The following is a 14,686-nucleotide window of genomic DNA, read 5'->3' as shown; positions in this document are numbered from 1 at the left end:
CTGCATCCCAACGGTTTGTCCCGCTTTGCCACCTTTGATTCCCGTACCTTCCAACGACACCTGCGGCGCCCTGGCGGCGCTGCGCCAGGCCACACGCGAGCACCACGATCGCGTCGACCGCCTGATCGACCTCCCCCGCATGCGCGACCGCGGCCACCATGCACGCGTCCTGCAGGCGCTCGATGCCTTCCTGGCCGGCTGGGAGCCCGCCGCAGCCGCGGCGCTCGGGCCGAAATGGCAGGAATGGCTGCGGGCGCGTTCGCGCCGCGCGTTTCTTCGCCTGGACCTGGATGCACTGGGCGTCACGCCCACCCCGCCCGCCCGCATCGCGCCCTTCGGCGGCCGGTGCGCGGCCTGGGGCTCGGTGTACGTGATGGAAGGCTCGGCGCTCGGCGGCCAGTTCATCTCGCGTTCCATGGCGCGCGCGGGCCTCGAAGAGGGCGCGGCGTATTTCCACGGCTGGGGCGAGGCCACCGGCGGCATGTGGCGCGAAGTGCGCGGCCTGCTCGCCACCGAGCTCGACACCGCGGAGCGCGTCGCGCAGGCCTGCCAGGGCGCGCGCCAGACCTTCGACACCCTCGCCCACCTGCTGGAGAGCTCCCTGCATGAGCGCACTCCCGCTGCCTGACCTGGCGCAGTGCGCGGACGAGCCGATCCGCACGCCCGGCGCCATCCAGCCGCAGGGCCGCCTGCTCGCCCTCGCCGCCGACACCGGGCAGCTGGTCGCGTACAGCGCGAACTGGCCGCTCGAATCCGCCGCGCGCCAGGCATTGGCCACCCTGCCCGTGGACAGCCAGCGCCTGCAGGCGGGCATCGGCCCCACGTGGCTCGGCACCCTGGCGCTGGCAGGCCGCAACTGGGACGCGGCGGCGCACCGGCAGGACGGCTACGTGATCGTCGAATACGAGCCCGCCGCGGCCGCGGCGCCCGTGGTCGCGCCGATCTACCACGTGGCGCGCGAGCTGCTGCCGATGCTGCAGCAGGCCGACTCGGTGATCGCGCTGTGCGAGACGGTGGCCCGCGAGATGAAGCGCCTCACCGGCTTCGGCCGCTGCCTGGTCTACCGCTTCGACAGCGACGGCCACGGCGAGGTGCTGGCCGAGCGCCTGGACCCCGGCTACCAGTCCTATGCCGGCCACCGCTTCCCGGCCAGCGACATCCCGGCGCAGGCGCGCGAGCTCTATCGCGTCAACCACATCCGGCTGATCGCCGATGCCAACTACGACCCGGTGCCGTTGCTGCGTGCGGCGGACGGCCCGGAACCGGAACGGCTGGACCTGAGCTTCGCCGCGCTGCGCAGCGTCTCGCCCGTGCACCTGGAATACATGCGCAACATGGGCACGCTGGCTTCCATGTCGGTGTCCATCGTGGTGGGCGGCCGGCTATGGGGCCTGATCTCCTGCCACGACCATGAGCCGCGCCCCCTGCCCTTCCACGCGCGGGTCGCGTGCGAGCACCTGGGCCGGCTGCTGTCGCTGCAGATCCAGGCGCAGGAAGACAGCGCCGAAGTCGCCCAGCGGCTCGCGCTGCACCAGCGCGTGCTGACGCAGGTGGCGCTCATGGCCGAAACCGACGGCACGCTGCAGCGGCTGGTGCAGCCGGAGCTCCAGATCCGTGAACTGGCCGGCGCTGCCGGCGCCGCCGTGGTGCTGAACGACGTTTGCTGGATGATCGGCGAGACCCCGGGCGAGGACGAGGTGCGCGCGCTGGCGCACTGGATCGTGGGACGCGGCGAGGACGTGTTCTCCACGGACCGGCTGCCGCAGGTCTACCCGCAGGGCGAGACGCTGCTGCCGCACTGCGCGGGCGTGCTGGCCGTGTCGATCTCCCACGTGCACCGGCACTGCGTCCTGTGGTTCCGGCCCGAGCTGGTGCAGACCATCCAGTGGGCGGGCGACCCGCGCAAGACCTTGCCGGCCCAGGGCCGCATCCATCCGCGCCAGAGCTTCGAGAGCTGGCAGGAGCGCGTGCGCGGGCGCAGCGCGCCGTGGCTGCCGGCGCAGCAGGCCGCGGTGGCGGAACTGCGCCAGGCGCTCATCTCGCTGGTGCTGCGCCGTGCCGAGGAGATGGCCGGCCATGCGATCGAACTCGGGCGCGTGAACAAGGAGCTGGAAGCCTTCAGCTACACGGTCTCGCACGACCTGCGCGCGCCCATGCGCCACATCGCCGGCTACGTGGACCTGGTGCTGGAGGGCAACGCGGCCAGGCTGGACGAGCGCGCGCGCCGCTACCTGCAGCACGTCAAGGACGCGGCCTCCTTCGCGGGGCAGCTGGTCGATGCCTTGCTCGATTTCTCGCGCCTGGGCCGCTCCGGCCTCAGGCCAGCCGCGGTCGCGAGCCAGCTGCTCGTGGAAGACCTGGTGCAGGAGCTGCGCCAGCAGGAGCGCGGCCGCACGATCGAATGGGACATCGCGGCCGACCTGCCGCAGCTCTGGGCCGACCCCCTGCTGCTGCAGGTGGCGGTGCGCAACCTGCTGGCCAACGCGGTCAAGTACACGCGCGGCCGCTCGCCTGCGCGCATCCGTGTCGCCGCGGTGTCGCGGCCCGGAGGCCGCGGCCTGGAGGTCAGTGACAATGGCGTCGGCTTCCCGATGAAATACGTCGGCAAGCTGTTCGGGGTCTTCCAGCGGCTGCACCGCACCGAGGATTTCGACGGCACCGGCATCGGCCTGGCGAACGTCAAGCGCATCGTCGAACGCCACGGCGGCAGCGTATGGGCCCGGGGCGAGCCCGAGCACGGCGCCACCTTCGGCTTCGTCCTGCCGCCCCGCCCCAAGAACAACAACGACGCCGTCGCCGGCGCAGCCCCCGAGGAGTCCGCCTGATGCTCAAACCGATCCTGCTGGTCGAGGACGATCCCCGCGACCTCGAACTGACCCTCGTCGCGCTCGAACGCAGCCAGCTCGCCAACGAAGTCGTCGTGGTGCGCGATGGCGAGGCCGCGCTGGACTACCTGCACCGCAACGGCGACTATGCGGCGCGCGCCGAAGGCAACCCCGCCGTCGTGCTGCTGGACCTGAAGCTGCCCAAGGTCAACGGCCTGGAAGTGCTGCAGACCGTGCGCAACACCGACCCGCTGCGCAGCATCCCGGTGGTGATGCTCACGTCCTCGCACGAGGAAACGGACGTGCTGCGCAGCTACCAGCTGGGCGTCAACGCCTACGTGGTCAAGCCCGTGGAGTTCAAGCAGTTCGTCGAAGCCATCTCGGACCTGGGCATCTTCTGGGCGGTGCTCAACGAGCCGCCGCCGGGGTCCTTGCGCTCGAGGCGCCGCCATGAGTGAGGCGCAGGCGGCCGACGGCCGCGCGCTGCGTGCGCTCCTGGTGGAGGATTCGCGGCTGGACGCCGAACTGCTGCGCGTGCAGCTGCAACGCGCCTACCCCAACGTGCGGCTGGAGGTCGTGCGCGAAGAGGCCGGGTTCCTGGAGAACCTGCGCGGGGAACGCTGGGACGTGGTGCTGTCCGACTACGAGCTGCCCGGCTTCACCGGGACGGACGTGCTGGAGCACCGCAACAGCATCGCGCCGCATACGCCCTTCATCTTCGTCTCGGGCGTGATCGGCGAGGACAACGCGGTGGAGCTCCTCAAGCAGGGCGCCACCGACTACGTGAGCAAGGCGCGCCTTGCCCGATTGGCCCCGGTGCTGCAGCGCGCGCTGCGCGAGGTCGACGACCGGCGCGCGCGGGAACTCGCCGAACGCCAGCTGCGCCACGCCGACATCATCTTCGCGCGCGTCGTCGACGGACTGCGCGACTACGCGGTGATCCTGCTGGACGACACCGGACGCATCCAGTTCTGGAGCCAGGCGGCGCGCACGGTGTTCGGCTACGAGGCCGAGGAAGTCCTGGGCCGCTCGGCCGCGCTGATCTTCCCGTCCGAGGCGCAACCGGAAGCGGCGCTCGCCGCGGAGATGGACCAGGCGCGCAGGCGCGGCAAGGCCAGCGACGACCGTTGGCTCGTTGCGCGCGACGGCCGCAGGCTGTGGGCCGAAGGCGTGCTCACGGTGCTGGACAACGAGGACACCGGCGCCGCCGGCTTCTGCAAGCTGGTGCACGACGCCACGGAAAGCCATCTCGCGGCCGAAGCGCTGCGGCTGGCCAAGGAGGAAGCCGACCGCGCCAACCAGGCGAAGGACCGGTTCCTGGCGGTGCTCTCGCACGAGCTGCGCACGCCGCTCGCGCCGATCACGACCGCGGTGCACGTGCTGGAGAGGGTGGCGCGCGTCGACGAACGCCACCGCGACCTGCTGCCCATGATCCGGCGCAACGTGGCGCTGGAGGCCCGCCTCATCGACGACCTCCTGGACCTCACCGCCATCAGTGCGGGCAAGGTGAGCCTGCAGCGCGAGCGCGTGGACATGCACCAGCTCACGCTGGCCGTGGTGGCGATGGTGCGGGGGGCCCTGCAGGACAAGGACCTGCGCCTGGAGCTGCAGCTGCAGGCCCGCTCGCCCTGGGTGGAGGGCGACCAGGCGCGCATGCAGCAGGTGCTGTGGAACATCCTGCGCAACGCGAGCAAGTTCACGCCGCGCGGCGGACGCATCGTGGTCCGCACGGCCAACGCGGGCGGCGAGTTCACGCTGTCCTGCACCGATTCGGGCATCGGCATCTCGGCCGAGGCCCTGCCCCGCATCTTCCGTCCCTTCGAACAGGCGGACGCCGAGGTGGCCAGGAACCATGGCGGGCTGGGCCTGGGCCTGGCGATCGCGCAAGGACTCATGGCACAGCACGGCGGGCAGATCCGCGCCGACAGCGCCGGCCGCGGCGCGGGGGCCACCTTCACCATCAGCATGCCTGGTGTCGACGGGCCGCAGCCGCCGGCGATGCCGCTGGCGCGGCAGCCGGTCGCGGACGGCGGCCGCAAGCGCGTGCTGCTGGTCGAGGACAACGCGGACGCGGCCCTGGCGCTGGCGATGTGCCTGGAGGAGTACGGCTACCTGGTGCATCACGTGGCCACCTGTGCCGAGGCCCTGCGAACCGCCCGCGCGCAGGCATTCGACGCGGTGCTCACCGATCTCGGGCTGCCCGACGGCAGCGGCATCGAGGTGGGCCGCGCACTGTCCGGCCAGCTGCCGGTGGTGGCGCTCAGCGGCTACGGCCGCGAGCAGGACCGCCAGCGTTCGGCCGAGGCGGGCTTCGCCGCGCACCTGGTCAAGCCCGCCGATCCGGCCGAGGTCCACGCGAAGCTCACCGAGGTGCTGGCCAGCCACGACCTTGGCGCGTAGGCGCGGCGTAGCCCAGCCGGGTGTCCGCGTCGGACGGTGCTTGCCGTCCCGGTCTTACAGCCGTGCTTTCCGTCGCCTCCCAGAATGGCGCCACCAAAGCAAGCAATCGAAGGGAGTCCTGCCATGCGTCAAACCGCTTTCATCCTCGCCGGCCTCGTGTCCGTCGCGTCCATCGGCCTCGCCGGCTGCGACGTGAAGAAGACCCAGGAAGGCAGCGTGCAGGTGCCGAAGTACGAAGTCTCCAAGACCCAGGAAGGCAACGTGCAACTGCCCAAGTACGACGTGGATGCGCCCAATGTCGACGTGACGACCGAGAAGAAGGACGTGAACGTGCCCAAGGTGGGCGTGTACACCGAGAAGGAAACGTTGACGGTGCCCAAGGTGGAGATCACCCCCGCCAAGGACCGCGACGACAACAAGGTTGCCGAGAAGAAGAAGTAAGCCGGCATTTCCCACGGGTTACCGGGGCCGGCTTGCCGGCCCTTTTTGCTGCCCGCGCTACCGGAACTTCTTGATGGCGCCGGTGACCACGCCGCAGATCGTGAGCGTCTGGCCCTCGCGCGGCACGATGTCGGGAAACGTGGGGTCGGCGGCGACCAGCTTCACGCGGCCGCGCCGGTGCAGGTACTTCACGGTGAAGTCGCTGTCGATCTCGGCCACCACGATGTCGCCGTGCACCGGGTTCAAGGCGCGATCGACGATCAGGATGTCACCGTCGGCGATGCCGGCGCCCTGCATCGAGGTGCCGCGCACGCGCCAGAAGAAGGTGGCGGCCGGATGCGTGATCAGGAGTTCGTTGAGGTCGTGGCGTTTCTCGGCGAAGTCGTCCGCCGGCGAGGGGAAGCCCGCGCGCACGCTGCCCTGCACCATGGGCAGGGGCAAGGCCGGACCCGCACGGAAGGGCCAGGGGGCGTTGGCGCGCTCGCTGTACATCCGTCCAGTATAGTGCCCTCGGCCGCACGCAGCCTGCCCCGCGGGCACCGGTCCACCGGCCCGTAGGACCGCTGCGTCGGGCGTGCGCGGCTTTGTCCTGCACGCGTGCAGGACAAGGTCGCCAACTGATCAACTCACACCCGATGCACATCGAAGGCGCTTAGACTCACGGCCCATCCGGCCCTCGTGCCGCTCACCTTCGCCGTGCCACAAAACGCCATTTCCGCCCACGTCCTGCTCGTCGATGACCAGCCAGCGAACCTGCTGGCCCTGGAGGCCGCATTGGACTCGCTCGGCGTCAATCTCGTGCGCGCCGTCTCGGGGACGCAGGCGCTGGCGGCGCTGGAGAAGCAGGATTTCGCCGCCGTGCTGCTGGACGTGCGCATGCCGGGCATGGACGGCTTCGAGGTGGCGCGCCAGATCCGCGCCCGGCCCCGCTCGCGCTTCACGCCCATCCTGTTCGTGACCGCGGGCGACGACCCGGACGAGGCGATGCTCTCGGCCTACGCGCTGGGCGCCGTGGACTTCCTCGCCAAGCCCCTGCGCAGCGAGGTGCTCAAGGCCAAGGTCGGTGTCTTCGTGGAGCTCTATCGCAGCAAGGAGGAGCTGCGCCTGCTGGAGCGGCGCGACTTCGAGATGCGGCTGGAAGCCAAGGAGGCGCGCTACCGGGCGCTGTTCGAATCGATCGACGAGGGCTTCTGCGTGATCAAGCTGCTGCGCGGTCCCGACGGCGAGGTCTACGACTTCCGCTACGAGGAGGCCAACGAGGCCTTCGCGGTGCACACCGGCCTCAAGGACCCGGTCGGCAAGACGATGCGCGAGCTGGTGCCGGGCTACGAAGGCACGCGCTTTCGCGTGTACGACCGTGTCGCCCGCAGCGGCGAGGCCACGCGCTTCGTGCAGGAAGACAAGATGATGAAGCGCTGGTTCGACATCTACGCGAGCCGGCTGGGCGGCCAGGGCAGCGACCTGGTCGCGGTGCTCTTTTCCGACATCACGCAGCGCCTGCTGGCGGAGCAGGACATGCGGCGCCTGAACGAGGAACTGGCCCAGGCCAACCGCCGCAAGACCGAGTTCCTGGCAACGCTGGCGCACGAGCTGCGCAACCCGCTGGCGCCGCTGTCCAACGGCCTGCACCTGATGCGCCTGGCGTCCACCAAGCCCGAGCTGCTGGAGAAGACGCGGCAGATGATGGAGCGCCAGATCCAGCACATGGTGCACCTCGTGGACGACCTGCTGGACGTGGCGCGCATCAGCACGGGCAAGGTGGAGCTGCGCCGCCGGCGCACCGACCTCAAGGACGTGGTGGCCACGGCCGTGGAGACCAGCGCGTCCCTGGTCGAGGCGGGCGGGCACAAACTGACCGTGGAGCTCCCGGAGGAGCCGCTGCCCATGGACGCCGACCCCACGCGCATCGCCCAGGTGGTCAGCAACCTCCTGAACAACGCCGCCAAGTACACGCCCCAGGGCGGACGCATTGCGCTGAAGGTGCGCGCCGAAGGCGGCGATGCGGTGCTCAGCGTCAGCGACACCGGCGTTGGCATCGCGCCCGACGCCCTTGGCAAGGTGTTCGAGATGTTCGCCCAGGTTCCCGGCGCGGGCAAGCCGCAAGGGGGCCTCGGCATCGGCCTGTCGCTGGTACAAAGCCTCGTCGCGCTGCATGGCGGCAGCGTGTCGGCATCCAGCCGCGGTCCCGGCGAAGGGAGCACGTTCACCGTGCGCCTGCCGCTGCTCTCGCCTGATTCGGAGGGGAACTCCCGCATGTCGCAGCCCGCAAACTCCAGCAAGCCCGACCAGCTCCAGGTGCTGGTCGTCGACGACAACACGGACGCCGCCGAGAGCCTCGGCGTGCTCCTGGACATCGAGGGACACGCTGCCCACATCGCGCACACGGGCGCGGAGGCACTGCAGGTCGCGCAGACGCGCGAACTCGACGTGGTCTTCCTCGACATCGGCCTGCCCGACATGACCGGCTACGACGTCGCCAAGCGGCTGCGCCTGCTGCCCAACATGCGCAAGACGCTGCTGGTCGCGCTCACCGGCTGGGGCACGCAGGACGACCGGCAGCGCACCCGCGAGGCCGGCTTCGACCGCCACCTGACCAAGCCGGCGGAACTGCCCGCGGTCGAGGAACTGCTGCGCGAAGCGGCGCAGTCCAAGCGCGAATCCTAGGAGGCGCTCGCTAGACCCTGGCGAGCAGGCCGCGGGCGATTTCTTCCAGCTCCCGGGCGAGCGGCGCGAGGGCATCGTCGCCCGTTTCGCTGCGCGCGCGCTGCCAGTGGGCGGCCAGCTCCGCGCGCCGCGCTTCCACCGCCGCCACCACTTCGCTGCGCCACGACTGCGGCACGGTGGCCGTGCCCTCGCCCGGCAGGCGGTGCGCCACCGCGAGATACGCCAGCAGCAGGTTTTCGGTGAGGGTCTGCAGGAGTTCGTCGCCGAGCTGCACCTGCGGCTGGCCGCTGGCGCTGCCGCGGTTGCGCCAGGCAGCGGCGGCATAGGCCGCGCCGCCGCCGATCACTGCGCCCAGGGCCGTTGCGGCGCCCAGCGTCAGGCCGCCAGTGAGCAGGTCGATGCCCGCGCCCATGGCCGCCCCCGTGGCCGCGCCGGCCATCCCGGCCTGCGGCGTGTCGACCGTCTGCTGCTCGCTGAAGCCGCTGTCCATGCGCGCGGCGGACAGGGCCGCCACCGGCGTGCCGGTGCGGTGCAGCTGCACCAGCGCGGCGAAGGTGTCCGCCTCGCCGGCGCGCAGCCGCTGCAGCAGCGCGCCGCGCGCCGCCTCGCGCGCGCGCTGCGCCGCATCGCGGTCGGCCGCGCTCACCAGCTGCCGCAGGCTCACCGGCGCGCTGCCGACTTCCTCGCTGTCGCGCGCCGCCCGCACCAGCTCGCCGGCGACCCGCCGCATCGCCTCCGTGAAGCGCACCGCGTTGCGGTCCTTCCAGGTGGCGGCGATGCGCTCGAAGCCGGCCCGCTTGCTGGTGGGCATGCGGGCGGCGGCGATCTCCAGCAAGGCCGGGTCGCGCAGCCAGTGCGCGATCGAGCGCGCCAGCGGCAGCACCTCCGCCGCCAGACCCAGGCGCTGCACGGCGCTGCGGTAGGGCACCTCGTCGTCCGGCACCAGCAACAGCGCCGGCTGCGCCACCCAGTGCAGCAGGCGGGTGGCGTCCTCCAGGTCGACCGGGCTGGCGGGCAGCAGCAGCAGCAAGTCGGTGTCCGCCAGCGCGCTGCCGATGGCGTCGCGCTCCAGTGCGCGCGGCGCCGTCTTGAAGCGGCCCAGCAGGTCCTGCAGCCAGGCTTGCGCCGACGGCGTGACGCCCGCGTGCGCCGCCACAGGGGGTCCCGGCGGCTGGTAGGACGGCGGAACCTCGAACACGCGCAGCATGTCCCCGCGCGCGGTGCCCAGGACGGTCCAGGGGCCCTCACGCGGCGGTGCATGGTCCGACACTTCGCGCAGCATGCGCTCCCAGGCCTCGCGCCCGCCCCCTTCGCTGACGAGCACCGCGATGGTCACCCGGGCCGGGCTCACCCGCGCCAGCACCTGCACGTAGTAAGGCTCGCGCAGGTCGATGCGCACCGCCCGCGCCAGGCGCTGGCGCTGCAGCTGCGCCCAGCCGGCCAGCAGCAGCCGCGGGACGATCACCACGAGCAGCAGCAAGGCGACGTACATCCAGACCCAGCGCCTGGCCTCCTCCAGGCCGATGGCGGCTTCCGAGCGGAAGTGCATGCGCCGCAGGTCCGCGATGCTGAAGGCGTCGAAGGGCAGCAGCGTGACGACCGGGGCGAACAGCGCCGTCAGGATCGCATGCACCTGGTTCACGCCCAGCAAGGTGCTTTCCCAGCCGACGCGGTACTCGCGCACCACGCCGCCGAGCACGATGGAGATCGCCAGGCCCACCGCCCAGCCGGCAGCGGCCAGGTGCAGCAGCTGCTTGCCCCACAGCCACTGCTGCGCTCCCGCCGCCCGCAGCCATTGCTGGTGGAAGCGCGCCAGCACGTCGGCGCGCAGCCGGCCCGTGCGGCGCCGCTCGCCCGCCACGCCGGCCAGCCAGCGCTGCACCATGCCGATCGAGCCGAGCGGCGCGGCCGGCCGCGGCCACAGGGCGTAGCCAATGAGCAGCAGGTAGACGGCCAGGTTCCAGGCCAGCACGCCCAGCAGCGGCGGCGACAGCATGTTCACCTGCTGCGGGTTGTCGATGCGGTCCAGGGCGGCGCCGAACACGCACACCAGCAGCGGCACCAGCACCAGCAGCCAGGAGCGCCAGGGTTCGGCATCCTGCAGCGCCGCCAGCCGCGGGTTGCGGTTTTCCACCGTGGCGAGCACGCGCCGCGCGCGCTCCTGCAGGTAGTCGGCGAAGTCGACGCCGCCCGCGGCACTGCGCCGGCTCGCCTCCAGGGCCTCGCGTTCGAGCTGCTCCCGCTCGACTTCGCTCAGGAGCTTGCCCTGCGTATCCACGTCCTCGATGGCGCGCACCAGCACCAGCTGGCGCGCGCGCGCTTCATCGAGATGGAGGATGCTGTCGTCCACGTCGCCCCGAGTCTAGATGCGGCCGGGCACGCCGTGGGGAACGACACACGCCGTAACCCTTCTTCATCGTGCGGCGACCGGCCACCGGCCACCGGCCGCGCCGGGGCGAGAGTCGTTCCCTCAGCGCGCCTGGCGCAGGAAGCGGCGCACGTTGTCCGGATCGTGCCCCACGTAGGTGACGGCGTGTTCCAGTTCGTCTTCCTTGCAGCCCAGCCAGTTGCACCAGTTGCGGCGCTCCCATTCGGGTTCCAGGTGGATCAGGAGCTGCTCCGCAGCCATCTTGTTCGCGTCTTCCGACATGGTTCATTCCTCCTTGCCGATGCATCCAGAGTAGGCGACGCGCCGTGCTGCCGCGGCAGGACGGCGCTCCCGCATGGCGTGCGCGGGTGCGTGGCGCGGCTGTAGGAGGCACCACTGCGCAGCCGCCCTCCGTCCTGCCCGCGCGATGGCGTTGCGACTACAAGGCCAGGGTGCGGCAACGTCGACCATGGAAGACCCACAAGGAGCATCCATGCTGCTGCGCAAGCTCATCGTCTTTGCCGTCACCAGCGGCCTCGCCAGGAAAGCCTGGGACCAGGTGCGCAAGGGCCCGCCCTCCCAGCGACTGCCCGTGGACATCACCGAGGTGATCGCGCGGCCCGTGGCCACCGCGGACCCGTCGCAGCGGCGCTCGAAGGTCCAGAAATACGGGGCGCGCAGGCGCCGCGAAGGGCCTCGCGCGTAACCTCATGTGTCGTCAGCATGAGGGATTACACTGGTTCGCATGTTCCAGAAATCCCTGCTGATCCTAGCGATCGCCGCCGGGTGCGCCAGCGCGCACGCCCAACAGACTTCAACGCCCGCGAAGAAGGAGCTCATCGCGCGCATCCTCAAGATCCAGCAACCCGCGATCGACACGATGGCCCAGGGCCTGGTGCAGGAGCCGCTGGGCCCGCTGCTCGAACGCGCCGACGCCGCGCTGCAGACGCGCGTCCCCCAGGAAAAGCGCGAGGCCGTGGCCAAGGGCATCCAGGACGACACGCGCAAGTTCGTGCAGGACACCGTTCCCATCGTGCGTGACCGCGCGACCAAGATCGCTCCCACGGTCGTCGGCCCGATCCTGGAGGAGAAGTTCAGCGAGGACGAACTCAAGCAGGTGATCACCATGCTCGAATCACCCCTGCTCACCAAGTTCCAGGCCGCCGGCGGCGAGATCCAGCGCGCGCTGGCCGAGAAGGTCATCGCCGAGACCCGTCCGCAGGTGGAACAGAAGTTCCGCGGCCTGGAGGAAAGCATGGCCAAGCGGCTGGGCGTGCCCCCGCCGGGCGCTGCTTCCGGCAACGCGCCTGCGCCCGCCACTTCCGGCGCCCGCGCGCCCGCGAAGAAGTAAGGCGAAAAAAAGGGGCGGCCCGCCGGGCCGCCCCCATCCCACTCCTCCGGATTGTTCGTGTCTACGCCGCCGCGTCCGGCGCGGCGTGCGCGCTGGGGGCCCCGTTGAGGCCCACGCGGGTGTCGAAGCTGTGGCAGGCCGCCTCGAAGGCGCGGATCTCCTGCAGCGCGTCCTTCAGGCTCATCTCGCCCTGCTCCATCAGCTTGCCGGCCAGGTGCTCGGTCAGCGGCTTCATGCGCGCCAGCGCGGAACGGGTTTCGCCGTAGAGGCGCTCGCTCTGCAGCTCCATGATGGAGCGCGTTTCCTCGTCGACGGTGCGGTTGCCCGAATCGTTCAGCGCACCGAAGTTCAGGCGCGTCTTGCGGTACATGCCCATCTCCGCCACGGCGTGGTGCAGCAGCTTGGTGACGCGCGTGATGTCGTTGTGCGCGCCATTGGTGGTGCCTTCCTCGCCGAAGAACAGTTCCTCGTTGGCCATGCCGCCCAGCAGCACGCGCACGTCGTGCTCGATGTCCGACTTGGTCTTGAGCAGGTTGTTGCCCTGCTTGTGGAAGACGAAGCCCAGCGCGTTGTTGCGCGGGTTGGCCTTGAGCGAGATCTTGATGGTCTTCATCTCGCCGAGGATCTTCTCCCAGTCGCCGCCGGCCTTCTTGCGCTCCAGCTCGAAGTCCACCAGGAAGTGGCCCCACTCGTGGATGGCGATGATGCGGCGATCGCGCTCGCGCTCCTTGGTGGTGTTCGAATTGACGTTGCCCACCAGCACGCGCTCGGCGGCCTGCATCAGCGTGTCGGCGTCGATCAGCTCGCCGACCTGCACCGCGGTGATGCCCGCCTGGTTGACGATGGTCTCCAGGTCGGCCGGGCTGCGGCCCTCCGTGATCTCCACCAGGTGGCGCAGGTCCAGCTCGTTGGCCACCTTTTCCGAGCGCTGCGCCAGGTAGTGCCCGAAGATCGCGCGCCGCTCTTCCTTGTTCGGCAGGCGGAAGTCCACCTTCATCTGGAAGCGGCGCAGCATGGCCTCGTCCATCGGCATGGACTCGCTGTTGAAGTTGGACGCGACGATCCAGATGATCTCCGCGTCGGCCTTGGTGCGCACGCCGTCGAGGATGGCCAGCAGCATGTTCTGCGTGTCGTCGTCGAACTTGCGGTGGCCGCCGCGCTTCATGAACAGGTCCTGCGCCTCGTCGAGGAACACGATGCAGCGCTTGCGGCGCTTGGCCATCGACGCGATGCGCGCGAGCGTGTTGGAGCCGCCGGCGACGAAGCCGGTCTCGAGGTTGGCGGCCGAGTGGAACAGGATGGGCAGGCCCAGTTCCTTGGCAAGGTAGCTGGCCAGCTTGGTCTTGCCGGTCCCCGCCGGGCCGCTGAACATCACGTTGAACGGCTTGTTGATGCCGTACTCCGCATACGCCGCGCGCCGGTCGTACTGGTCCTTGATCTGGCGCACCTCGGACTTGATGTCCTCCATGCCGACCAGGTCCTCGATGGAGCCGTGCACCTGGCTGGGCTCGATGAAGCGCAGCGACTTGTACTGTCCCTTGAGGTGGAAGGCGAGGAAGCCCAGCAGGCCCACCGTCAGCGCGGCGGAGAGCACGCCGCTGACGCCGGCCTTCCAGCCGTCCTTCTCGGACTGCGGGCGGGCGCCGCTGAAGCGCTCGTCCAGCTTCTCCAGCATCTCCATGCTGGTGGGGGAGAGTTCGGAGCGCGGCACGAACACCATCTTGGGACCCCAGGACGCGTTGACCGCCTTGTCCGCGAAGATCTTGGTCTCCATGTCGCTCGGGTAGTAGGCGTACTGCTTGCCGGCCGACTCGATCAGCACGATGCGCTCCGAGACGTTCCACATCAGCGGCTTGTAGACCACCGTGATGCGCTCGACGGGGTTGGCTTCCAGGAAGCCCAGCACGGAGCCGGAGCCGAAGACGACCGGCAGCTTTTCGTCCAGCGTCCACAGGGCGTTGGCGCCGGACTGGTGCGCCATGGCCTTGACCTGCTCGGCGACCGCGGCCTGGCGCTGCCAGACCGAGAAGGAATAGGTGGCGCTCAGCGGGATGAGGATCGCGACCGCCAGGAGCATGCATTTCATGGCGGTGGACTGGATGGTGAACCAGTCCGAAAGACGGGAGGCGAGCTTCCTGACGCTGAGCCAGAGGCTGGAAGGCGTGGCGTCGCCAGCGTCTTCCACTGGGTCTTTCTTGACGGCGAGTTCGGACATGGTTCCTGCTCGGGTTGGCCGCCCGCCCACTGGCGCGCAGCACGAAATTCGGTTCGAAGAGGCCTCCGAAATGGAGGCACCTCTTGTCAGAGTCATCCTACAGAAAGGGTTCCCGGGAGGCGAGGCCAAAACTGTTTCGCTGCCGGGGTGGAAACCGTGCCGTGACAAATTCACGAACGTCCCGGCGCCTTTCCGTTGCTTGCTTGCACAAGTCCTGCGCAAGCCGGGAACCCCGGCACGGCTTTTGCGATCACACGCAGTGAGCCGGGTTCTTTTTCAAGTTTCTTTCCCGGCTACTTATCCCCTCGGGGCACTCGCTGCCCCGGGGGATTTTTTATTGTGCCGGGAAGGCGCGGCGCGGGCAGCGCAAGAGCCGCACGGCCCTGAACCCGTGGGGACTTGCGCCGGGGGCTTGCTACAGT

At 70.1% G+C, this 14,686-nt stretch carries 12 protein-coding genes; 8 read left to right on the top strand and 4 right to left on the bottom strand.

Annotated features, from left to right (window positions below; translation table 11 throughout):
• The first annotated feature begins 34 nt into the window (after window positions 1-34).
• From AC3EGR_RS03985 to AC3EGR_RS03965, 5 genes are all read left to right on the top strand, one after another.
• Window positions 35-628: a biliverdin-producing heme oxygenase gene (locus AC3EGR_RS03985; protein WP_488545144.1), complete on the top strand. Its 594-nt coding sequence runs from the start codon at window positions 35-37 to the stop codon at window positions 626-628.
• On the top strand, window positions 606-2,825 hold the full coding sequence (locus AC3EGR_RS03980; protein WP_488545143.1) for an ATP-binding protein: 2,220 nt from the start codon (window positions 606-608) through the stop codon (window positions 2,823-2,825). The genes AC3EGR_RS03985 and AC3EGR_RS03980 overlap by 23 nt, the downstream gene beginning before the upstream one ends.
• Window positions 2,825-3,283, top strand: a complete 459-nt coding sequence (locus AC3EGR_RS03975; protein WP_488545142.1) for a response regulator — start codon at window positions 2,825-2,827, stop codon at window positions 3,281-3,283. Before AC3EGR_RS03980 ends, AC3EGR_RS03975 begins: the two co-directional genes overlap by 1 nt.
• A complete protein-coding gene (locus tag AC3EGR_RS03970) occupies window positions 3,276-5,225 on the top strand; it encodes a hybrid sensor histidine kinase/response regulator (protein WP_488545141.1) in 1,950 nt (649 codons plus the stop codon). The genes AC3EGR_RS03975 and AC3EGR_RS03970 overlap by 8 nt, the downstream gene beginning before the upstream one ends.
• 123 nt (window positions 5,226-5,348) lie before the next feature.
• The gene (locus tag AC3EGR_RS03965) at window positions 5,349-5,666 is read left to right on the top strand and encodes a hypothetical protein (protein ID WP_488545140.1); all 318 of its coding nucleotides are present in this window, start codon (window positions 5,349-5,351) and stop codon (window positions 5,664-5,666) included.
• A 57-nt stretch (window positions 5,667-5,723) separates the two neighbouring features.
• Here AC3EGR_RS03965 and AC3EGR_RS03960 read toward each other — a convergent pair whose 3' ends face one another.
• Complete coding sequence (locus AC3EGR_RS03960; RefSeq protein ID WP_488545139.1) at window positions 5,724-6,158, bottom strand: LexA family protein; 435 nt, start codon at window positions 6,156-6,158, stop codon at window positions 5,724-5,726.
• A 204-nt stretch (window positions 6,159-6,362) separates the two neighbouring features.
• Here AC3EGR_RS03960 and AC3EGR_RS03955 point away from each other — a divergent pair, with 204 nt between their 5' ends.
• Window positions 6,363-8,330 carry a hybrid sensor histidine kinase/response regulator gene (locus tag AC3EGR_RS03955; protein ID WP_488545138.1) on the top strand — a complete coding sequence of 656 codons (1,968 nt, stop codon included), beginning with the start codon at window positions 6,363-6,365 and terminating at the stop codon, window positions 8,328-8,330.
• Between the two features lie 10 nt (window positions 8,331-8,340).
• Here the strand turns inward: AC3EGR_RS03955 and AC3EGR_RS03950 are convergent, their stop codons facing one another.
• Both AC3EGR_RS03950 and AC3EGR_RS03945 read right to left on the bottom strand, forming a co-directional pair.
• Window positions 8,341-10,680: a DUF3482 domain-containing protein gene (locus AC3EGR_RS03950; RefSeq protein WP_488545137.1), complete on the bottom strand. Its 2,340-nt coding sequence runs from the start codon at window positions 10,678-10,680 to the stop codon at window positions 8,341-8,343.
• 120 nt (window positions 10,681-10,800) lie between these two features.
• Window positions 10,801-10,980, bottom strand: a complete 180-nt coding sequence (locus tag AC3EGR_RS03945; protein ID WP_488545136.1) for a DUF3606 domain-containing protein — start codon at window positions 10,978-10,980, stop codon at window positions 10,801-10,803.
• A 211-nt stretch (window positions 10,981-11,191) separates the two neighbouring features.
• Here AC3EGR_RS03945 and AC3EGR_RS03940 point away from each other — a divergent pair, with 211 nt between their 5' ends.
• Together AC3EGR_RS03940 and AC3EGR_RS03935 are read left to right on the top strand one after the other, a co-directional pair.
• Window positions 11,192-11,404, top strand: a complete 213-nt coding sequence (locus AC3EGR_RS03940) for a hypothetical protein (RefSeq protein ID WP_488545135.1) — start codon at window positions 11,192-11,194, stop codon at window positions 11,402-11,404.
• Window positions 11,405-11,443: 39 nt separating this feature from the next.
• Entirely contained in the window at window positions 11,444-12,049 is a 606-nt protein-coding gene (locus AC3EGR_RS03935) for a DUF2059 domain-containing protein (protein WP_488545134.1), read from the top strand.
• Between the two features lie 61 nt (window positions 12,050-12,110).
• On the opposite strand, the gene AC3EGR_RS03930 is transcribed toward AC3EGR_RS03935, so the two are convergent.
• Entirely contained in the window at window positions 12,111-14,264 is a 2,154-nt protein-coding gene (locus tag AC3EGR_RS03930; protein ID WP_488545133.1) for an AAA family ATPase, read from the bottom strand.
• Window positions 14,265-14,686 lie beyond the last annotated feature (422 nt).

Source organism: Ramlibacter sp. G4-7, assembly GCF_057784995.1.
Note: the sequence above shows the minus strand (reverse complement) of the source record. Positions and strands in the feature narration are given on the sequence as shown.

Bases quoted from the DNA above. Each gene is read 5' to 3' on its own strand.
- AC3EGR_RS03970 (WP_488545141.1), top strand. From the start codon at position 3,276: ATGAGTGAGGCGCAGGCGGCCGACGGCCGCGCGCTGCGTGCGCTCCTG.
- AC3EGR_RS03930 (WP_488545133.1), bottom strand. From the start codon at position 14,264: ATGTCCGAACTCGCCGTCAAGAAAGACCCAGTGGAAGACGCTGGCGAC.
- AC3EGR_RS03960 (WP_488545139.1), bottom strand. From the start codon at position 6,158: ATGTACAGCGAGCGCGCCAACGCCCCCTGGCCCTTCCGTGCGGGTCCG.
- AC3EGR_RS03965 (WP_488545140.1), top strand. From the start codon at position 5,349: ATGCGTCAAACCGCTTTCATCCTCGCCGGCCTCGTGTCCGTCGCGTCC.
- AC3EGR_RS03980 (WP_488545143.1), top strand. From the start codon at position 606: ATGAGCGCACTCCCGCTGCCTGACCTGGCGCAGTGCGCGGACGAGCCG.
- AC3EGR_RS03975 (WP_488545142.1), top strand. From the start codon at position 2,825: ATGCTCAAACCGATCCTGCTGGTCGAGGACGATCCCCGCGACCTCGAA.
- AC3EGR_RS03935 (WP_488545134.1), top strand. From the start codon at position 11,444: ATGTTCCAGAAATCCCTGCTGATCCTAGCGATCGCCGCCGGGTGCGCC.
- AC3EGR_RS03945 (WP_488545136.1), bottom strand. From the start codon at position 10,980: ATGTCGGAAGACGCGAACAAGATGGCTGCGGAGCAGCTCCTGATCCAC.
- AC3EGR_RS03940 (WP_488545135.1), top strand. From the start codon at position 11,192: ATGCTGCTGCGCAAGCTCATCGTCTTTGCCGTCACCAGCGGCCTCGCC.